At 70.9% G+C, this 20,682-nt stretch carries 14 protein-coding genes; 7 read left to right on the top strand and 7 right to left on the bottom strand.

The window, feature by feature from the left end; all coding sequences use genetic code 11:
• Window positions 1–103 precede the first annotated feature (103 nt).
• On the top strand, window positions 104–1,633 hold the full coding sequence (locus WH85_RS33045; protein WP_045746001.1) for a glycosyltransferase family 87 protein: 1,530 nt from the start codon (window positions 104–106) through the stop codon (window positions 1,631–1,633).
• A gap of 77 nt (window positions 1,634–1,710) precedes the next feature.
• Here the strand turns inward: WH85_RS33045 and WH85_RS33040 are convergent, their stop codons facing one another.
• Window positions 1,711–3,867 carry a hypothetical protein gene (locus WH85_RS33040; RefSeq protein WP_052720980.1) on the bottom strand — a complete coding sequence of 719 codons (2,157 nt, stop codon included), beginning with the start codon at window positions 3,865–3,867 and terminating at the stop codon, window positions 1,711–1,713.
• Window positions 3,868–3,887: 20 nt separating this feature from the next.
• Entirely contained in the window at window positions 3,888–4,664 is a 777-nt protein-coding gene (locus WH85_RS33035) for a deoxyribonuclease IV (RefSeq protein WP_045746000.1), read from the bottom strand.
• Window positions 4,665–4,790: 126 nt separating this feature from the next.
• Here WH85_RS33035 and WH85_RS33030 point away from each other — a divergent pair, with 126 nt between their 5' ends.
• From WH85_RS33030 to rplI, 5 genes are all read left to right on the top strand, one after another.
• The gene (locus WH85_RS33030) at window positions 4,791–5,747 is read left to right on the top strand and encodes a hypothetical protein (protein ID WP_157411361.1); all 957 of its coding nucleotides are present in this window, start codon (window positions 4,791–4,793) and stop codon (window positions 5,745–5,747) included.
• A 307-nt stretch (window positions 5,748–6,054) separates the two neighbouring features.
• Entirely contained in the window at window positions 6,055–6,345 is a 291-nt protein-coding gene (gene rpsF, locus WH85_RS33025; protein ID WP_014448192.1) for a 30S ribosomal protein S6, read from the top strand.
• A gap of 64 nt (window positions 6,346–6,409) precedes the next feature.
• Window positions 6,410–6,985 carry a single-stranded DNA-binding protein gene (locus WH85_RS33020; RefSeq protein WP_045745998.1) on the top strand — a complete coding sequence of 192 codons (576 nt, stop codon included), beginning with the start codon at window positions 6,410–6,412 and terminating at the stop codon, window positions 6,983–6,985.
• A 36-nt stretch (window positions 6,986–7,021) separates the two neighbouring features.
• Window positions 7,022–7,261 (top strand): 30S ribosomal protein S18, encoded by a 240-nt coding sequence (gene rpsR, locus WH85_RS33015; protein ID WP_007073789.1) that lies wholly within the window; start codon window positions 7,022–7,024, stop codon window positions 7,259–7,261.
• A gap of 14 nt (window positions 7,262–7,275) precedes the next feature.
• Window positions 7,276–7,725 (top strand): 50S ribosomal protein L9, encoded by a 450-nt coding sequence (rplI, locus tag WH85_RS33010; RefSeq protein WP_045745997.1) that lies wholly within the window; start codon window positions 7,276–7,278, stop codon window positions 7,723–7,725.
• Window positions 7,726–7,824: 99 nt separating this feature from the next.
• Here rplI and WH85_RS33005 read toward each other — a convergent pair whose 3' ends face one another.
• Window positions 7,825–12,639: a hypothetical protein gene (locus WH85_RS33005; RefSeq protein ID WP_157411360.1), complete on the bottom strand. Its 4,815-nt coding sequence runs from the start codon at window positions 12,637–12,639 to the stop codon at window positions 7,825–7,827.
• A 432-nt stretch (window positions 12,640–13,071) separates the two neighbouring features.
• Between WH85_RS33005 and dnaB the strand changes: the two genes are divergently transcribed.
• Window positions 13,072–14,547 carry a replicative DNA helicase gene (gene dnaB, locus WH85_RS33000; RefSeq protein WP_045745995.1) on the top strand — a complete coding sequence of 492 codons (1,476 nt, stop codon included), beginning with the start codon at window positions 13,072–13,074 and terminating at the stop codon, window positions 14,545–14,547.
• Between the two features lie 743 nt (window positions 14,548–15,290).
• Here dnaB and WH85_RS32990 read toward each other — a convergent pair.
• The 4 genes from WH85_RS32990 to WH85_RS32975 form a co-directional block, all read right to left on the bottom strand.
• Window positions 15,291–15,629 carry a YbaB/EbfC family nucleoid-associated protein gene (locus WH85_RS32990; RefSeq protein WP_045745993.1) on the bottom strand — a complete coding sequence of 113 codons (339 nt, stop codon included), beginning with the start codon at window positions 15,627–15,629 and terminating at the stop codon, window positions 15,291–15,293.
• Window positions 15,630–16,464: 835 nt separating this feature from the next.
• On the bottom strand, window positions 16,465–16,836 hold the full coding sequence (locus tag WH85_RS32985; RefSeq protein WP_045745992.1) for a TFIIB-type zinc ribbon-containing protein: 372 nt from the start codon (window positions 16,834–16,836) through the stop codon (window positions 16,465–16,467).
• Between the two features lies 1 nt (window position 16,837).
• Window positions 16,838–18,094: a glycosyltransferase 87 family protein gene (locus WH85_RS32980; protein ID WP_045745991.1), complete on the bottom strand. Its 1,257-nt coding sequence runs from the start codon at window positions 18,092–18,094 to the stop codon at window positions 16,838–16,840.
• The gene (locus tag WH85_RS32975) at window positions 18,091–20,604 is read right to left on the bottom strand and encodes a putative bifunctional diguanylate cyclase/phosphodiesterase (RefSeq protein WP_045745990.1); all 2,514 of its coding nucleotides are present in this window, start codon (window positions 20,602–20,604) and stop codon (window positions 18,091–18,093) included. The genes WH85_RS32980 and WH85_RS32975 overlap by 4 nt, the downstream gene beginning before the upstream one ends.
• Window positions 20,605–20,682: the final 78 nt, after the last annotated feature.

The raw sequence follows: 20,682 nt of genomic DNA, 5'->3' as shown, positions 1-20,682 counted from the left end.
CGGCGCCCACCATCCGGTGGGCGCCGTTCCGTTTTTCATCCCCGGTGTGGCACGCCGCGACCCGGCAACGCCACAGGCGTCCCATGCGGCATGATGCCAAGACATGAGCGAGCAACCGTCCAGTGAGCGGCCTGACGTCTCGAGCGCTACCTCGGACGGTTTCGTGCGGGGACTCTCCCAGTTCATCGGCGGTCCACTCGGCTCACACGCGGTGCATCCCGACACCCGGCCCGGCCGGTTCTGGACCGCCCCGCGGATCGTGATGGCACTGGCCTGCCTGATCCTCGCGTTCTCCTGGGTGCAGAAGTCGCCCTGCATGGACGGCAACTGGCAGAAGAACGTGCAGTACACCCGCTACTGCTACACCGACGTGCTGGCGCTCTACTACGCCGAGGGCATCAACGAGGGCAAGGTCCCCTACGTCGACCACCCGGTGGAATACCCGGTCGTCACCGGCTACTTCATGGGCGCGCTCGGCCTGCCCGTCCACTGGTACGGCGAACAGCACCCGGAGATCAACCAGGGCAGCTGGTTCTACAACATCAACGCGCTGATCCTGTCGATCCTCGCCGTCGCCACCGTCGCGATCGTCCTGGCACTGCGCCGGCGACGGCCCTGGGACGCGGCGATCCTGGCGCTCTCCCCGATCGTCCTGGTCACCGCCACCATCAACTGGGACTACCTGGCGATCGGGCTGGCCGCCATCGGGCTGGCACTCTGGGTCAAGAAGAAGCCGGTCTGGGCGGGCGTCCTCCTCGGACTGGGCGCGGCGGCGAAACTCTGGCCGTTGTTCCTGCTCGGACCGATCCTGATCCTCGCGTTCCGCACCGGACGCCTGCGACCGTTCTGGAGTTCGTTCATCGCCACCGCCGTCACCTGGGCGGCGGTCAACTTCCCGGTCTGGTTCTGGTACCACGAGAGCTGGCTGCGGTTCTTCCGGCTCAACTCGGAACGACCCGTCGACTGGGGCACCTTCTGGTACATCGGCCGGTACCTCGACGGCAAGTGGAAGAGCGGCGTCGAGGGCGACATGGGGCCGTTCCAGTGGCTCAGCAACCACATCCCGACGCTCAACATCCTGTCGTACGCGCTCTTCGGCCTCTGCTGCCTCGCGATCCTGCTGCTCGGGCTGCTCGCCCCGCGCCGCCCGCGACTGTCCCAGCTGGCGTTCCTGGTGGTGGCGGCGTTCCTGCTGTTCAGCAAGGTCTGGTCCCAGCAGTACGTGCTCTGGCTCATCCCGCTGATCGCGCTGGCCCGCCCCAAGTGGGGTGCGGTGATCGCCTGGTCGATCGCGGAGGTGGGCTACCTCGCCGCGTTCTACGCCGAACTGATCGGGGCCGGCGGCAAGTCGGTCATCCCGGAGGGCACCTTCGTGCTCGCCTCCACCCTGCGGTGGATCACGGTGGCGGTGCTGGTCGGCGCGGTGGTCCGGGAGATCTGGCGGCCGGAACTGGACGTGGTCCGGCAGAGCTACGACGGGGTGGACCCGGAGGCGGGGCCGCTGGACGGGCCGGAAGCGCCGTGGATCACCACCTTGCGCAAGCGGTTCGGGATGGGGCCGTCGGAGGAGGCGCCGATCGACGCGTTCCGGCCGCCGGCGCCACCGTCTCAGCCGGCCGTGCTGACGAGCTGACCGCTTTCACGGCAGACGACAGCAGGCGCGGCCCGTCGTGGCCGCGCCTGCTGTCGTCGGTGAGGACCCGCTCAGGATCAACCGAGGCGGAAGACCACGGTGTTCTCGTCGAGGTCCTCACGACTGATGCCCAGGGCGTCCACCGGCACGATGCCGGACCGCTCCCACGACGTGCCCACGCTCTCCGCCCGCAGCAGGACCACCACCGTGACGTGGACCGACCGCAGGTACTCGACGCTCGCCGCATCCGGGAACGACGCCACCCGGCTCCGCAGCTCACTCTGCCGGGCCGCGGCGAACGCGCCACCCCCGTTGGCCAGCGACTGGAAACGGGTCGTCGACCAGAGCTGCACGGTCTGATCGGTCAGGTCACCGGTCGGTAGCACCAGCAGCTGGCCGGTGACCGTGCGCATCGCCTGCGGCTGCTCCGGGACGACCGGATGCGCCGTGGCGTTCCAGCCCTCCAACGTCACCAGCAACAGCGGCGTCACCATGGCCAGCCGCAACCACGGGCCGGGCCACGGGGGGAACCGCTGCGCGGCGAGATGCCGGGCCCGGCGGACGAACTCGTCGACGGCTCCGGCGGCCAGGATCGCCAGCAGCAGCGTCACCCACAGCATCAACCGGCCCGGGATCCGCAGGTCGAACGAGGCCGGGTAGTGCCCGAACAACGGCAGGTACGTCCAGCGGCCCCCGAAGAACGTGGTGCCCAGGGTGAGCACGGTCGCCCCGGCCAGTGCCACGAGCAGCAGCAGCCGGTGCCGGAACCGCCAGATCGACAGGAACAGGCCGGCGATGGCGAGCGCGTACAGGACGAAGCCGGGGAGCAGGGACATCTCGGCGGCCCAGCCGAGCGAGGCGCGGGGAGTCTCGTGCGCGGCTCCCCAGACCCGCGACTCGGCCGGCCCGATCAGCAGGCTCCGCAGCGGCGGTGAGAAGAACCCGATCTCCTGGGTCTTGGTGTCGCTGTCCGGCACCAGTACGTACGGCACGGCCAGCACCAGGCCGACACCGGCGAAGATCGAGGCGCCGAGGAAGTCGGTGGTCAGCAGGTGGAAGCCGATCCACGGTTTCGGCTTACGCCGGCGCAGCCGCTGGATCAGGTAGAACACGCCGGTGAGGGGCAGCACCAGCACGAACAGGCCCAGGACGTAGCCGAACGGGACGCCGAGCGAGAAGCCCATGCCCAACTGCCAGGTCGCCACGGCCCAGCCGGCCACCGTCCAGTTGTTGCTGCGGCGGGCCGGACGGTAGCCGTACCGCAGGGACCAGCCGTGACCGCGGGCCAGCATCGCCAGGGCGAGCGGGATGCCGCCGGCCGAGACGATGTCGAGGTGCCCCTCCTGGGCCAGCCGCCATGGCGCGTACGCGAAGGCGACGGCCGCCACCGAGGCGCCGATCGGCCGGGCGCCGAGCTGGCGGACCAGGGCGTAGGCGCCGATGACCAGCAGGGCGTGCGCGGCGACGAAGAGCAGGTTGTAGCGCACGACGGCGGCGGTCGGCCCGCTGCCGATCATGGCGAACAGGGCGTACCCGAGAAGGCTGTCACCGGACGCGAAGCTGTGTGACAGCGGGAAGTAGGCGTTCGAATGCCAGAGGCGGACCGGGTCGGTGGCCAGGATGTGGCCGGCCCAGGAGAGCAGCCACGCCTGGCGGGACGGGTCGCCGAGGTCCTGCGGGAGGGTATAGGCCGGGTAGCGCAGGGTCGGCCAGGTCATCGCGACGGCCAGCAGAACGGCGGCGTAGGTGACCAGGGCGTACTCGTGGACCGCTCGGCGCCGGGCGAACCTCAGGCCGCGGCGGATGAGGCCGGGGGGTTTCTCCGGGATGGCGGTGAACGCGCTCCACGGGTCCGGTGGGGCGCCGGGGGGCCGTTCGTCGGGTGACGCCTTGCGCTGTTGCGGGATGCCCTTCTTGCCCGGCGAATCCGACCTGTCGGAAATCTCGCCACCGGGCGTGTCTTTTGAAACGTTCGTGCCCTTTGAAGCGGGCGTGCCTTTCGCCTCGGGCTCGGCTGGCGTGTCCTTGGAGGGCGCGTCTTCGGAAGGCGTGTCCTTGGAGGGCGCGTCTTCGGAAGGCGCGTCCTTGGAAGGCGCGGTTTCGGAGGGCACGGCTTGGGGAGGCGCGGCACGACGGGACAGCAGGCCGGTCAGCAGACCGAACCGCCGCCGTGCCGGCCGGGCGGACTCCGCGGCGACCACCACGGGTGCGGTTTTCTGCGGCTCCTCGGACATGACCCTCCCGTGCCGGTGCGTCAGCTGCCCGCCCGCTCCCGCAGAAGGGCGATGTCGGCGGCCTGTGCCTCGGCGCCGCCCGGGGTCTCCACAATGGCCGGTGCCCCGGAGGCGCGAATCACCGCAACCACCAAATCGGGGTCGATCTTCCCATTTCCGAGGTTGTCGTGTCGGTCCTGGCCCGAGTCGAAGGCGCCCTTGGAGTCGTTGGCGTGGATCAGGTCGATCCGGCCGGTGATCGCCTTCACCCGGTCGACGATGCCGGTCAGATCCTCGCCACCGGCGAACGCATGGCAGGTGTCCAGGCAGAATCCGGCCCCGAACTCACCGACGGCCTCCCAGAGCCGGGCCAGGTCGTCGAAGCGCCGTGCGCAGGCGTTGTCGCCCCCGGCAGTGTTCTCGATCAGAACGGGAAGAGGCAGGCCACCGTCCTTCTCCGCATACTCGAAAGCCTTCTTCCAATTGGCGAAGCCGGAGGCGAGCTCGGCGCCGGAACCGACGTGGCCGCCGTGCACGATCAGACCTTTCGCACCGATCTCGGCGGCCGCCCGGGCGTGTTGCATCAACAGTTTGCGACTGGGGATGCGAACCCGGTTGTTCGGCGAGGCGACGTTGATGATGTAGGGCGCGTGGACGTAGATGTCCACCTCGGAGACGCGCAGCGCCTCGGCGTCCTCGCGTGGTTTGGGCGCGTTGTATTTCTGCGGGTCGGTGAGGAAGAACTGCACGGCGTCGGCGCCGCGTGCGGCGGCCTCGGCCAGCGGTTCGGCGGGATCGACATGGGCTCCGATGCGCATGGGACGAGCCTACGACGAGGGTGTGACGCTCCGCCCGCGCGTCACCGGCCTCCGCCGCCCCTCGTTAGCTGCATTGATCACTTTTGACGGATGCCGGCCCGCCGGCGGTCGAATAGGGGATGGTGCATGTCACGGCAGGCTCGATACCGAGTGGCGGCGCTGGCGCTGAGTGGGTTGATCTTCGGCGCCCCGCTGCTCACCAACGGGACGGCGAGCGCCGAGCAGCTCGATCCCAGCGAGCGGCGGGTGAACTTCGCCGGCTCCGGCGTGCTCGGCCTGTCGTGCGCCTCCAAGCCCGACGTCGAGTCGATCACCGTGCCGGCGCGGTCCGTGGTGCATCTGGTCAACCGGACCGGCCACGACGCCGAGCTCAAGATCGGCGGGGTGCCGCACGGCACCGTTCCGGACGACGGCGCGGCCGAGGTGCTGTTCCGGCGCGGCACCACCTCGGTGCTGCTGACCCCGGACTGCGGTACCGGCGACACCGCGGTTCCGGTGATGGTCAAGACCGAGCCGTCCACCGCGGCCGCCGATCCGGCCCCGGCGCCGACCGGTGGTGCGGCTCCGGGAGCGGCCAAGACGTCCGGTTCGGGGACCGCCGCCGGAGCCGCGAACGCGCATCGGACCGCCGCGCCCGTCTCCAAGCTCGCCGCGCGTGACCAGGCACGACAGCATGCCGAGGCGCGTCCGGCCACCACGGTGGGCGACGCGGCCTCGGCGTCCCGGTCACTGCCGCAGGGCGTCGCCGGCACCGTCTCCCCCGACAGGATCCTCGGGGGTACGACCGGAGTCGGCGTCCCCGTGACCGCCGGTGCGCTGCCGAGTGACGTGGCTCCGACGGCCTCCGAGGCGGCGGGGATGCTGCCGGTGCCGCCGGCCGCGGACGGTTCGCCGCTGCTGCCGGGTACGACGGCGTCCGCTCCGGCCGAGGTCACCGAGCCGATGGCGGCGGTCGGGCCGATCCGGGAGGGCCGGTCGTTCGGGCTGCTCGGACTGACCGCGCTGGTCTGCGTCCTCGGCGTCGCAACTGCCGCGATTCGGGCAATCGTGTCGCAACGTGCATCTCACGCAAATATGTCGTAAGCTCTTACTCGAAGCTCCGCGGGGCGGACGCGTCCAACCTCATCGGTGTGGTCGTTCCTCCCCAGGTCCCACCCAACGAATCGGACCGGACGCCCCGCGGCTCTCCCAGGCGATGACCCCGTCCACCGGACGGGGTCATCGTTTTTCCCTGCTTTTGGGCCGGACGGCTCGGGTGGGTATGCTGGCTCGGTTCGCAGTGCGTTCGCCGTGGGCGAGTTGTCTCCCCGCGGCTTCTTCTGCGTTCGACACAAGACCTCCTGCCACGGAAATCCCGTGGCCGTTCAAGCCCACAGGAGGTGAGTAAGTCTTGCGTCATTACGAACTGATGGTGATCCTCGACCCCTCGCTCGAGGAGCGCACCGTCGCCCCGTCGCTCGACCAGTACCTGAACGTCATCCGCACTGCGGGTGGCTCGGTCGAGAAGCTCGATGTGTGGGGCCGTCGCCGGCTCTCGTTCGAGATCAACAAGAAGGCCGAGGGTATCTACGCCGTCGTCGACCTTCAGGCGACCCCGGAGGCCGTGGCCGAGCTGGACCGTCAGCTGCGGCTCAACGAGTCCATCCTGCGTACCAAGGTCATCCGTCCCGAGACCCGCTGAGGCGTTTTTGTCAGAGGGTCCTGAGACCCTTTGCGTCAACGTTTGATGCGGCGAGGAGAAGTTCATGGCAGGAGAAACCACCATCACGGTCGTCGGCAACCTCACCGACGACCCTGAGCTGCGCTTCACCCCTTCGGGTGCGGCGGTCGCCAAGTTCCGGATCGCGTCGACGCCGCGGACCTTGGACCGGCAATCGGGCGAGTGGAAAGACGGCGAGCCACTCTTCCTCGCGTGCAACATCTGGCGTGAGGCCGCCGAGCACGTCGCCGAGTCGCTGCAGCGTGGCGCTCGGGTGATCGTGCAGGGCCGGCTGCGCCAGCGGTCTTACGAGACCCGCGAGGGCGAGAAGCGCACCGTCTACGAACTCGAGGTCGATGAGATCGGCCCCTCCCTGCGCTACGCCACGGCCAAGGTGCAGAAGGCGAGCCGTTCCGGTGGCGGTGGGGGCGGCTTCGGCTCCTCCGGTGGTGGCAACCGGCAGTCCGGTGGCGGCGGCAATCGTGGCGGCAGCAGCGGCAACAGCGGCGGCGGCAGCAACGACTTCGACGACCCCTGGGCCTCGGCTGCGCCGGCCTCCAGCAGCAACCGCTCCGGCGGTGGCGGCGGCAACTCCTCGTTCGACGACGAGCCTCCCTTCTAAGCCTTCGGGCTTTCTCGAATATCAGGAGTAAGAGCAATGGCTAAGGCTGCGGCGCTTCGCAAGCCGAAGAAGAAGGTGAACCCGCTCGACAAGGACGGGATCACCTACATCGACTACAAGGACACCGCTCTCCTGCGGAAGTTCATCTCCGACCGCGGCAAGATCCGTGCCCGCCGCGTCACCGGTGTGACCTCCCAGCAGCAGCGGCAGATCGCCCGCGCGGTCAAGAACGCCCGCGAGATGGCGCTCCTGCCGTACACGGCCACGGCACGCTGAGAGGGGACATCCAGATGAAGATCATCCTCACTCACGAGGTGTCCGGCCTCGGCACGCCCGGCGACATCGTCGAGGTGAAGAACGGCTACGGCCGCAACTACCTCCTGCCGCAGGGCTTCGCGATCCAGTGGACCAAGGGCGCCGAGAAGCAGGTCGTCGTGATCAAGCGGGCCCGCGAGGCCCGCGAGATCCGTGACCTGGGCCAGGCCAACGAGGTCAAGGGCCAGCTGTCCGGCCTCAAGGTCACGCTGAAGGCGCGCTCCGGCAACGGTGGCCGTCTCTTCGGCTCGATCACCCCGGCCGAGATCGTCGACGCGGTCAAGGCCGCCGGCGGCCCCTCGCTGGACCGTCGCCGCCTCGAGCTCCCCGGTCACATCAAGACCACGGGCGCTTACACCGTGCAGGTCAAGCTGCACCCCGAGGTGACCGCCACGTTCCCGGTGAACGTGGTCGCCGCCAAGTGAGTCTCTGACTCACGCGCGAAACGGCGCGCCGGGCTTCGGCCTGGCGCGCCTTTCTGCTTTCCGGGGGTGTCGAGGCTTTCCGGGGGTGTCGAGGCCGGATCAGCTCAGGCTGTTGCCGGTGATCGCCGAGCTCAGAACCGTTGCCAGGCCGCCGCCGACGACCGCGGCGGCGAGCCCGACACTGGCGGCCTTCCACGCGGTCGTGGCGCGGCGCAGGCCGAGGGCGATCAGCATGCTCAAGGCGAGCGAGACACCGAACTCGGGGATGGCGTTGACCAGCGTGGTCAGAGCGTTGGTCCGCTGACCGCTGTTGATCAGGAACATGCCGACGACGAAGAGGGCCACGGGAACGCCGTACCACGCCACGGTGTAACCGACGGCGGCCAGCGGTCCGCCGGTGTCCTCCTCGTTCTCCTCGTCGTCCGGGTCGAGAAGGTCGGTACCGGTGTTGCCGGCGAGCAGCCCGCCGGACATCGGACGACGCTCGTAGGAGCCGGTGCCCTGGAACGCGCCGGTCGACCGGCGCCACGAGGTGTCGTCCGCCTGGGCGGCCCGCGGCGGCCACGAGGTGTCCTCGGCGAAACCGGTGGGGGCGGCGGTGGAGAACCGGCGCGGCGGCCAGGAGGTGTCCTCCCCGCCCGGCGCGGCGACCGGTGCGGCAGCCGCGGCAGCGGGCGTCGTGCCGGCGGCCATCGCAGCTCGCCAGTCGGCGCCGACCTCGGCCGGTGCTGCCGGAGTGGTGCCGGTGGCCATGGCCGCGCGCCAGTCCGCGCCGACGTCGGTGGCGGCGGTGCCCGCACGCCGCGGCGGCCAGGTCCTGTCCTCCTCATCGGCCGACGGGGCGGCGGGGACGGAGGAGACCGCTGCGGAGGCGGAGACGGACGACGCCGGAGTGAAGGTACCGGTGGCCCGTGGCGGCCAGGTCCGGTCCTCCTCCGGTTCCGTCGCCGGGGCCTGCTCCGTCGACGGGATGCGCGGAACCGTCGCGGTGGCGGAGGCGGTGGCCGTACCGGTGTTCGGCACGGCGGAGATGACTGAGGTGGAACCTAGGGCCAGGTTCGACGGCCCTGCGACGGCGGCTGATCCACTGGGCCGAAAGGGAGGAAAGTCCGACGTACCGTATCGGCGTGATTCACCCTCCGCGAGGTTGCTCGAGGACAACCCGCTGCGCCAGTCGGTCTCACCACCCTCCCCGGCGCCCTGGGAATACTGGGGGCCACCCCGGGGCGCCCGCTCAGCGGCGAGCCAGTCCCCTCCGGCGGCGGACGGCCCGCCCGGGCCCCCGCCCTGCGGACCGTTGCGATCGTCGTAGCCGCGCGTGCTCCACGAACCGGTGCTAGCGGCGCCGGAAGGGCCGTAGCCGGGTGCGGCGGGTCGCTGCGACTGCTGGAGTGGATCAGGCCAGGACGACGGCCCAGCGGGCAGCTCACGGGCCGGAGCGGCACCATAGGCCGAACGGGGTGCGTCCGGGCGCGGGGCGTCACCCCAGGAACCGTTGCCGGCCGGTAACTCCCGAGGCGGGCGCGGACCGGCCGGAGGCTGGCGGCGCGGATCCGGGCGACCGTTGCCGGGACCGTAGGGATCCGCACGGTCGTCACCCGGCATGTCCCGGTCGGAAGGGCCGTAGCCGCCGTCCCGGTCGGCGGGGCCGTAGCCGCCGTCCCGAGGGTCCTGCGCATCGGCCCAGGAGGGGCCGCCCGCCGGAAGCTCACGCGGCGGGTAGCTCGGCCGGCCGCCCTGATCAGCCCAGGACGGTCCACCCGCCGGCAGCTCACGGGAGGGCGCGTCGTCACGGGGGCCGGAACGGCGCGGCTCCTGCCAGGACGGCCCACCGGCCGGAAGTTCACGAGAAGGCTGCGGCCCACCGTACGCGGACGGACGACGCTGATCGCCGGACGCGTCGGCCCACGAGCCGCCCGCCGGTAACTCCCGCTGCGGGGACTGCCGGGACGGCGGGCCCTGCTGCCAGCCACCGGTGTCGTAGCCGTCCGGATCGCCGCCGGGACGCCGGGACGGACGGCCCTGCCGCGGCTCGTCGGGGGCCGGCCAGGACGGTTCGTCACCGCGGCGCGGACCGGCGTCGGTCGCGCGGCGGCGTCCGGTGCCCGGGTCGAGCTGCGGGACGGCGAATCCGCCGGTCGGTTCCTGGTCGTCGCGGTTCCGCCGACCGGACTGCTCACCACCGCGGTAGCGGTCGATGCCGTACCTCGGCTGGTCGTCCACCGGACCGGAACCGAACTGGCCCTGCTGATATCCGTCCGAGGCCGGGATGGCCGAGCCGGGGGCGACCGCGCCGTTCCACGACGGATTGACCGGCGCGCTGTTCGGCCGGATGGCCTCGGGCATCGGCGCGCTGCGCGGACGGTTGCCGGGCGGGGTGCCGCGCGGCGCCGGCATGGGCATCGCGGCGCTGCTGCGGGCGGCCGCGGACGGGCCGTCGGCCGGGATTCCGCTGGTCTGCCAGCTGGGTCCGGGGATGCTGCTGCTCGGGGCGATGCCACCGGGTATGCCACTGCTGGGCAGCGGTCCGCCGGGGCCGTCGCCACGGTCCTCGGCACGGCGGCTGCGGCGGGACCGCCGGGCGCCCTGCGGGTCGGACGGGATGACCGGGCCGGACGGGGCGGCGGGCGCACCACCGGGGCCGTCCGCGTCACCGCCCTCCTGCTCCTTGAGCGCCTCCCGGCGGGCTGCCTCGGCACGCCAGGCCAGCACCCGGGGGTCGTCGCCGGACCGGCTCCACTGGCCGGTGTCCGGGTCGCGGGCCCAGTTGCTGTCGTCCGGCTCCATCTCCCACTGGGAGGTGCTCTCACGCCAGTCCGCGGCGTTCGTGTTCGAGTTGTAGCGGGAACCGCCCCGGCCCGCGGCGCGACGACCGCGCGGCGCACCACCGGTCGGCGCGGTCCCGGCCGGCATGGCGCCGGTCGAGGACGGGTCCGGACCACGGCGGACCTGGCCGGTGGACGAGGGGTCGGGCCCACGACGGGCCGGTCCGGCGGAGGACGGATCCTGGCCGCGACGGATCTGCCCGGTGGACGACGGATCCGGACCGGGACGGGCGTCCCGCGGCGGACCGTTGAACGAACTCGGGCCGGGACCGTCGCCGGACAGGTCGGCCAGCGCCGCATAGCGGTCGGGGGTGCTGTCGCGCCGCGGTTCGGCGTCGCGCCAGGACGGCTCGGGTTCACGCCACGACGGCTGTTCGGGCTCGCGCCGCGACTGCTCGGGATCCTGCCAGGACTGCTGACCGGCATCGCGCCACGAGGGGTCCGGCTCACGCCGGGAGGGGTCGGGCGGGAACTGGTCGGACTCGCGCCGCGACGGCTGACCGGGTCCGCGCCGGGACTGTTCGGGATCACGCCAGGACGGCTGGCCCGGATCGCGCCGGGACGGCAGCTGCTCGGGTGAGGAGTGCCGGGAGGGCTCCTCGGCGCGGCTCGGGAGGGCGCGGCGGCCGGGTGCCCCGGAGCGGGCGCCCCAGGAGGGCGAATCCGGCATCGGGCCGCCGGACTGCGGGTCGGAGAAGCCCGACACGTTGCCGGTGTCGGTGTGCCGGGCCCAGCTGTCCGCGCCGGAGTCGCTCGACCAGCCGGTGCCGCCGGACGGCGGGGCGTCGTCCTCACGGGCGCGGCGACGGCCACGCCTCGGGGACGGGTCGGACTGGTCGGCGTCCCGGCGCCAGGCCGCGCGGTCGTCCTCGCGGACCAGGTGCCGGCCGTCGTCGGCGGACGAGGTCTGCCAGCCCGGTGTGTCGGAACGGCCCCACCGGGGACCGCCGACCGTGTTCTCGTCCGGGCTGGTGCCACCGCGCCACGACGGGGCCGGCGCGCTGCCGTTGGCGGAGGTGTCCGACCAGCTCGAACGGGGGCTCGCACCGGAACCCCAGCTGGAGCCGGCGCCGGACGGCTGCTGCCAGGACGGCGTGTCGGAGGAGCGTCGCGAGCCGGTGTCGGTCGAGGTCCGCCAGGAACCGGTGTCGGCGGGCCCGCCTGCGGACCGGCTGTCCCCGGAACGGCCACCGTCACCAGGACGGCCGTTGTCAGCGGGCCGGCCGTTGTCGACGGGCCTGCCCCAGGAACCGGTGTCCTCGGACGAACGCCAGGAACCGGTGTCCTCCGGCGGCGACTGTCGCCAGGAGGGAGTCTCGGTGGCGTTCGCCGCGGGCGCGTCGGGCGGCGTACGCCAGGAACTGCTGCTCGTGGAATCGCGCCACGACGGCGTGTCGGACGACGGCTGCTGCCAGGACGGGGTGTCGGTGGACTGCTGACGCCACGAGGGTGCCGGGGCGGACGGCTGCTGCCACGACGGGGTCTGTGCGGACGGGTCCTGCCAGGACGGACGGCTCTCGGACGACCAGGTCTGCTCGACCGGGGTGGTCGGCCGGGCCGCGTCGTCGCGCTGCTGCCAGGACGGCGTGTCCGACTGCTGACGCCACGACGGGGTCGACGAGTCGGACTCCGGGGTCGGCCATGCGGTGCCGGCGATAGCGGGTTGCTCCGGTTCGGGCTCGCCGCCCGCGCCGCCGTTCTCCGCCTGCCAGGCCTCGGTGGTCGAACGCCAGACGTGCGAACCGGTGGTGGACCGCCATTCGGTGGTCTGCCGCCAGCGTGCGCCGGTGGCCCGCCACTCGGAGGTCTGTGTCCGCCAGCCGGCGCCGTCGGCGGGGAACGTGGTGCGGCCCGCCGATGTCACATCCGACCAGCGGTTTGCCTGCTCGACCTCGTGGCCGCCACCGCCGGTGTACGGCTCGATCTCGGCCTGCTGAGCCCAGGCGTCAGCCCGGCGTTGCCAGGTCTGCGCCTCGGGACTGGGAACCATGCTGCCGGTGTCGGTGAGCGACGACCATCGGGGCTCCGACTCGTCGATCTCCGGGGCACGGGTGGGCCAAGCCTCCGCAGCGCGCTTGTCGCGCGACATGCGGGCACCGTAGTCCCACTCCCGTTGGTCCACGTGAAAAGGGTGACGTGCATGAGACGGAACCGCAACGCCTCAGCGCGACGGCTTGCTCACGCGACACGATATTTGCCTGATCCGGAACCTTTTCTGCCTTCCACAGGTGGGGATGACAAAAGTCCTGCTCGGGTCGGATGGCGGGTGTCCGCACCCCAGAGTTATCCACATGGTGTGCACAGGGCTACCCACAGGAGCGGCCTAGATGTCCACAGCTTGTCCCAAGACTCGTCCACCGAAGCAGTTGGGCAGGTAGCGGCCAGGTTCGTACAGTGGTCCAGCCCCGCGTTCTGGCTTTGATCAGAGATTTCTTCTGTTCCGGGCCCGGGATCAGCCGAAAGAGTCGTACTAAGGCTGGTCGATCGCGCGGACGGCCATCTTCATGGAGGGGAGTCCTAGGTGTCGATCACCGATGACACACGGCCAGAATCGAGGCCACCCTCCCAGTCGGGTGGCGGAGGCTCGTTCGGCGGCGGTGGTCAGGGTCGCAAGGGCGGTGGCCCCGGCGGGCCGGGCGGCGGCGACCCGGGTGGCAACCAGGGCACCGGGTTCGACAAGGCGCCCCCGCAGGACGTCGCGGCGGAGCAGGGCGTGCTCGGCGGCATGCTGCTGTCCAAGGACGCGATCGCCGACGTCGTCGAGATTCTCAAGGTCAACGACTTCTACCGGCCGGTGCACGCCACGATCTACGACGTCGTCCTCGAGCTCTATGGCCGGGGCGAGCCGGCCGACGCCCTGACCGTGGCGGCGGCGCTCGCCGACTCGGGCGACCTGCAGCGCATCGGCGGGGTGCCCTACCTGCACACCCTCATCGAGAGCGTGCCGACCGCGGCGAACGCGTCGTACTACGCCCGCATCGTGTCGGAACGTGCCATTCTGCGGCGTCTGGTCGAGGCCGGCACCAAGATCGTGCAATTGGGGTACGGCACCGGTGGCAACGGCGGTCGCGATGTGGACGACATCGTCGACCTGGCCCAGCAGGCGATCTACGACGTCACCGAGAAGCGGGTCAGCGAGGACTTCGCCGCTCTGGGCGACATGCTCCAGCCGACCCTCGACGAGATCGAGGCGGTCGGCGCCTCGGGCGGCGTGATGACCGGCGTCCCGACCGGCTTCCAAGACCTGGATCGCCTGCTCAACGGCCTGCACGCGGGTCAGTTGATCATCGTGGCCGGTCGTCCCGGTCTCGGTAAGTCGACGGCGAGCATGGACTTCGCCCGCAACGCGGCGATTCAGCACGGGCACGCCAGTGCCATCTTCTCGCTCGAAATGAGCAAGATCGAGATGGTGATGCGGTTGCTCTCCGCCGAGGCGCGGGTGCCACTGCACACACTTCGATCGGGACAGCTCTCCGACGACGACTGGACGAAGCTCGCCAGGCGGATGGGCGAGATCAGCCAGGCACCGATCTTCGTGGACGACACCCCGAACATGAACCTGATGGAGATCCGGGCCAAGGCGCGACGGCTCAAACAGCGGCACAACCTTCGGATGCTGGTGATCGACTACCTCCAGCTGATGTCCTCGCCGAAGAAGACCGAGAGCCGTCAGCAGGAGGTCTCCGAGCTGTCCCGTGGTCTGAAACTGCTGGCCAAGGAGATCGAGTGCCCGGTGATCGCGGTGAGTCAGCTGAACCGTGGTCCCGAGCAGCGGACCGACAAGCGACCCCAGCTGTCCGACCTGCGTGAGTCCGGCTCGATCGAGCAGGACGCCGACGTGGTGATCCTGCTGCACCGTGACGACTACTACGACAAGGAGTCACCGCGGGCGGGCGAGGCGGACTTCATCGTCGCCAAGCACCGTAACGGCCCGACCGACACCGTGACGGTCGCGGCGCAGCTGCACCTGTCCCGATTCGTCGACATGGCCATCTGAGCCGCCACTGCCGGAGAGGGCGACGCTCGATCCATTCCGGGGCGGTGATGACGCTCAGCCCGATCGGCGGTGGCGTCGCAACATCAGCCGGGACCGCTGAGGCATCGGGAGTTCGGCAGGGCCGCTGGGGCGATGGCGCGTGTCGGCGGCCTCGCCGTCGGTCGGTGTAACGGCGCTGGGCTGGCCGAGCGGCGGTGCCGAGCGGTCGAGCGGCGGTGCGGGGCGGCCGAGCGGCGGGGCGGGGCGGCGGTGCCGGGCGGTCGAGCGGCGGGGCGATCGAGCGGCGGTGCGGGGCGGTCGAGCGGCGAAGAGGCGTCAGCCTTCGGCGGCGATGGCACTGGATGGCTGGTGCCGAGGTCGTGGCTGGTGGCGGACCGGAGTGGACTCGGCCGGCCAGGAGGGTGATGCGGGTCTCGGGCGGTGAACAGGCCGATGTCCCGCCGGGTCGCGGTTTGGCCGCGGCCCCCGTCCGGCGGGGACGGGCTGTCTGCTCGAGAGCACGGCTGTCATCTGCTGGAGCCGTGATGGACCGTTGGGAGAGTGCTGATGTCGAGGCGGACACACTGATCGTCGATTTTTGTGCGATCGTGCGAAGGAGCGCTGATCTGTGACGGTCGACCGGGTTTCGGTCGCCTTGCGGGTCTGTGGTGCATCAGCCTGTGGTGATCCACGCCGGGTTGCCGGTTACCGGTCTCGGTTGTGGTGACCGGCTTCAGCTTCGCCGGGGATACTTCCGGGATCCGTCAGGCGGCCTCTTCGACGGGGCGGTGGGTCACCAGGTGCTCGATCTGGCGGTTCTTGCCTTCGGAGGCGTTCTGGACGGTTTCGACGATGACGCGGGCGAGAGTGTCGACGTTCCACTCGCGGCACGCCTCCTGGTTGAGGCGCAGATCGACCAGGCGTCCGTCGGCGTCGACCGTGGCGTGCACGATGCCGTCGGGAGAGTCGGCGCTCACCTGCATCGTGGCGAGACTGCGCTGCAATTCGTCCACACCGGACCGCAGTTCTTCGTAGCGGCCGTACACGTCTTCGAGGTTGTTTCGCAGGGCTTGGTCCGCCGTGCGATCGTCAGTTTCAGTCACGGGGTTTCCTCCGTTCGCCGCGACAGGGGGCGAGGTGACAATACCCAAGATCGGCGACGTTGCGTATTCCGGTGACTTCGTAACGCACACGAAAAGAGAGCCTTATCGAAATGGCTCGCTCTAAAGTGACGATATGACTCCGTTTCGTGGTCACTCGGAGTGATCTATGGGTGTGGTGGATGTCCGTGCCGGGTGGGGAAACGGCGTACTCGTGCTGGTTGCGAGTCTTCAAAGGAGTGCTCGTCGGGTGCGGGCCGTGGTTGCGTTCGGTGACCCGCTGTCGGTGCGGAGTGGGTGCAGGGGGCGCCGCGCCGCGTGCGCTCATCCCACTTTTCGGACACCCCTCGCCAGCGGATGGGCGACCGCTTGAAGAGTCGCTGGTGGGCGAGGTGGTCGTGAACGTGCATCAGTGCCCGATGGATGCGGGCGTGTCCGCCTTCTGCTGCGCGGGTGTATCTATATAAGCGCATCCCGATGTCTTGCCTTCCATGAAGGAATGCATCTATTCATTTCTCCGGATAAAGGAGTGAATAGGTAGGCAAGGTGGCTCAAGATTGGCCAAGAGTAGAGATGCGGCTAATCGGCTCAGCCCGGACGCGTATCGACGCAACGGGTCCGGCCCAAAGTATCGACGCGAGTGAGCCACGATCTGCGCCGGTATGCACCGCCCGGTGCAGAACAGCTCGACGAACGCCTCCGCGGTCCGGCATTCACGGGCGGCGCGCCGCGGACGACAGCGGCGATGCACCACGAGCCCGAAGAGGGAGAGCAGCGGCGGGTGGCGCCGGAGCCCAGGGCTCCGGCGCCGATGCAGCTATGGCCTGTCGAGTGAAGGTCAGTCGAAGAGGCCGTGCAGGAAGCTCCGCCGACGGTAGTGCCCGTGGTGGCGGTAGTGGCCGTGGTGCCCGTAGGCCGGGGCCACCGGGTAGGCGTGCGGCACCGGAGCGCCGTAGGCCGGCGGCGGGGGCGGCGGAGCCGCGTAACCACCGTGGCTGTGGGGCTGCTGGTGCGGCGCGGGCTGCTGCGGCGGCGGCGGGACGTGACCACCGGGCGCGGCACGGTTGAAGTTGGCCTCGGCGGCGAACAGCTTCTCCAGCTCGCCACGGTCGAGGAAGATGCCGCGGCACTCGCTGCACTGGTCGATCGTGACGCCGCTGCGCTCGTAGACCCGCATCGGGCCGTGACACTTGGGGCAGGTCATATGCATCTCATTGACGGTACAAGGCCGTGTCATGCCGTGGGGCGGAAGAAGCTGTGTGGTTCCTGAGGGCATACGCCCAGACGAGGAACGCGGCAGGGTAGAGCAGGTACCCGAATCGGGTGGTCGGCATCAGCAGGATCGCGGCGAGCAGACCGTATCCGCAGAAGAGAGCGGCCGTCCCGGCGTCGCGGGGCGGACGGCGCAGCAGGAGCAGGCCGATCACGGCGGCGGCGGCCACCAGCAGGCCGGCGGCGAGGTACCGGCCACCGGGCAGGAACTGGGCGATCAGATGACCGGGGAACGGCGACTGCGCGGGGCTGGTGACCAGGCCGTGGCCGAGGGGGAAGCGGAGCACATTTTCGATCAGGGCGTCCGCGTTCACCAGCAGGGGCGGGAGCAGGGCGAGCAGTGGCAGCCCGAGCGCGCCGGGCAGGAAACGGCGCCAGTGGCCGGTGGCGACGGCGAGCACGAGCAGCACGGCCACCACCGGGAAGGCGAGGAGTTTGCAGGCGGCGGCCGCGCCGACGGCCAGCCCGGATGCGGTGTGACGGCCGGCGGCGAAGAGAGCCAGGGCGAGCAGGCACAGGGCCAGTACCGGGATGTCGTCGCCGCCGGTTGCGAGGGTCAGCGACGTGACCGGCAGGACGGTGGCCGCCTGCAGCGCCCGCACCAGGGAGAAGTCGGTTCCGCGTACACGAAGGAGGACGGTGACCGCGACGACCAGCGCGCCCACTGTCGCGAGGGCGAACCAGACCCGCGCGTCGGTCCACCAGTGGTCTCCCGCGATCGCGCGGGGAAGACCGAAAAGGGCCATGCCAGGCTGGTACGGCCGGTAGCCCAGCAGCCGCTCGTCGAGCGCGATCCCGGCGATCTCCGGCCGGCTCAGGTAGGGCGTGCCGGTGTGCAGCAGCGACTCGCCCATGTGCTCGACGACAAGCACTTCCTCCTGGGCGCGGTCGGTGCGCCCGGCAGCGCGCTGCACCGCCTGCACGACCAGGGGCAGCAGCGTGACCGCGGCCCACGTCGCCCAGGTCAGGGTGGCCCGCCGGACCGGTTTGCGCAGCACCAGCTGGACGGCGACGACGAGCGCCGCGACGAGGTAGCCGACCGCGGCGATCGCACCCCACGCCCGGTGGGGCAGCAGTGTCGAGGTGAGTGCGGTGACCAGCGCGAAGATCGCCGAGAGGCTGTAGAGGGCCAGGTCGGCCGCGAGTCCGCCCGCGGCTTGGTTGATGCGTGTGAGCAGGCCGGGCGTCGTCGTCACGCGGGCAAGTGTGGCAGAGAGGATCTCCCGGAGCGGCGGACCGGCATGCGGACCACGGATCCGGCGTCGTGCAGGGCGGTGGCCAGTGCGCCGGGCCGGCCGCCCGAGCCGCGCTGGAGGGCGCTGAGGAAGCGCGAGGTGGAGTACGGCCGTGCGAACAGGTGCCCCTGCCCGGCCAGGCAGCCGAGTCGCCACAGGGCCCGGCGCTGGGGTTCGCTCTCCACGCCCTCGGCGACGACCGTCAGGTGCAGGTTGCGGGCCAGGTCGACCGTGGTGCGGATGACCGCGGTGGCCTCGGCGGAGGTCTCGACGGCGGCGACGAACTCGCGGTCGATCTTGAGTTGGTGCACCGGGACGCGGGAGAGCACCGAGAGCGACGAGACGCCGGTGCCGAAGTCGTCGATGGCCAGGCGTACGCCGGCGTTGCGCAGCTCGGCGAGGGTGCGTTCGACGACGTCGAGCTGACTGATGGTGAGGGTCTCGGCGAGTTCCAGAACCAGGCGGTCGGGTGACACGTCGTGCTTGGCCAGCCGGGTCAGGACGGCCCCGGCGAAGGTGGGGTCGAGCAGGCTGCGCGGTGACACGTTGACGGCGACCGGCAGGTCGAACCCGGCGTCCCGCCAGGTCTGCATGGCGAGCAGCGATTGCTCGAGCACGGCGTCGGCGAAGGCCGGCAGCTGACCGGAGCGTTCCACCGACTCCAGGAACTGTGCCGGGCCGAGTCCGCCCTGGTCGGGGTGGCGCCAGCGGGCGGTCGCCTCGGCCGAGACGACCTCGCCGCTGCCCAGGTCGACGATCGGCTGGAAGTCGACGGTGAACGCCTGTTCGGCGACGACCCGGCGCAGTTCGCCGGTCAGGGCGAGGCGGTCCAGGTCGGCGGTGTCCCGGGCGTGTGCGTAGGTGGCGGTCGGCTCGCCGGTGCGTTTCGCCTGGTACATCGCGATGTCGGCGCGGCGCATCAACTCCTCGACGTTGCCCGCGCCGGCGGCCAGGGCGATGCCGCCGGCCGCCTCGACGGTGATCTGCATGCCCTCGACGTCGATCACCGGTTCCAGGGCGGCGAGCATCCCGGCGGCGCGGTGCGCGGCCAGTGCCGGGGTGGGCAGGCCGGTGAGCAGCACGGCGAACTCGTCGCCGCCGAGCCGGGCCACCAGGTCACCGGAGGCGGCGGCGGTGCGCAGACGGCCGGCCACCTCGCGCAGCACCTCGTCACCCGCGGCGTGGCCGAGGGTGTCGTTGACCTCCTTGAAATGGTTGAGGTCGATGATGAGCAGGGCGAACAGGCCGCCGTGGAACAACCGGCCGGCGTGTTCGTAGAGCCGTCGCCGGTTGGCCAGGCCGGTGAGGGGGTCGTGGGTGGCGGCGTGCGCGTTCTCGGCGGCGATCCGGGCGAGTTCGGCGTACGCCTGGGCGTTGCGGATGGCCGTGCAGACCGCGGAGGCGAAGGTCCGCAGTTTGTACTGTTCGACCTCGGTGAGCCGGACGGTGCCGCCGAAGCTGAGCCGGAGCACCCCGACGCGCATGCCACCGTCGTGGGCGACCAGGTCGACGACCGTCTCGCCGGGTGGGGACGGCGCGGGGCGCAGCACGAGCGGGCCGTCGTCGAGGACCTCGGCCTCGGTGGCCCGCACGGTCCGGCCGGTCCCGCCGGTGGGCAGGTCGATCGCCGCCTCGGCCGCGGAGAAGATCTGTGCCGCCCGGGTGGTCGCGGAGTGCAGGACCTGGGTGAGGTCGACGGCGTTGAGCTCGTCGGTCGCCTTGGCGAGGCGCTGCCACGACTCGCGTTCCTCGCGGGTCCGGGCGCTGCGGGACTGCCACAGGTGCATACAGGCCACAACGAGCGGGACGACCAGCAGGAGCAGAGTGTTCGCCCCGGTGGCCAGCACGCCGACGATCAGCAGGGTGGCGGCCATCTGCCCGAGGAAGCCGATGACCTTGCTCTGCCAGCTCTGCAGGGCGACCAGTTTGATGCTGGTCCGAGAGTCGGCGGCCATCACGGGGAGGAAGACCAGCTGGTCGACCAGGCTGAAGGCGGTGAGGGCGACGATCACGGCGGTGGCCGGGAAGACCGGGTCGTCGAGGTCGGGCCGCACCCCGAAGGCGAGGAACACCGCCCCGGCGGCGCTGGCGGTCAACGACTCCTTGGCCAGGCCGAACAGGAGTTTGCGGGTGCTGGTCCGGGTGGCCAGCCGCAGCACGGCCAGTCCGGTGACCGCGCAGAGCACGACCCAGTGGGTCGGCATCAGCACCAGGCCGACGAGGACCGGGATCTCGCCCCAGGTGGTGCCGTCGAGACTGGACCGGACCCGGACGTAGACCCGGATCCGGTTGGCGGCCACCACCGCGACCGTCAGCAGCGCGAGCGCGCCGAGCGGCGGGTGCGGGGCCGGGTAACGCAGGCCGTACAGCAACCAGATCACCCCGGCGGTCGACCCCAGAACGACGACGAGACCGATGAGCAGCCGGAGCTGCTGATCGGTCACGTCGTCGTTGGTGCTGGTCGTCGTCATGATGTCCCGTCGCCGAGCGCAATCAGGTGGTCGCTCAAGGCTATTCATGGGTGCGATTCCGCGCACCCCTCGTTTTTC

It is taken from the genome of Actinoplanes rectilineatus (assembly GCF_000962825.1).
In the GTDB taxonomy this organism is placed as follows: domain Bacteria; phylum Actinomycetota; class Actinomycetes; order Mycobacteriales; family Micromonosporaceae; genus Actinoplanes; species Actinoplanes rectilineatus.
The sequence above is the reverse complement of the archived record's forward strand: the minus strand, read 5'-3'. Positions and strand labels throughout refer to the sequence as shown.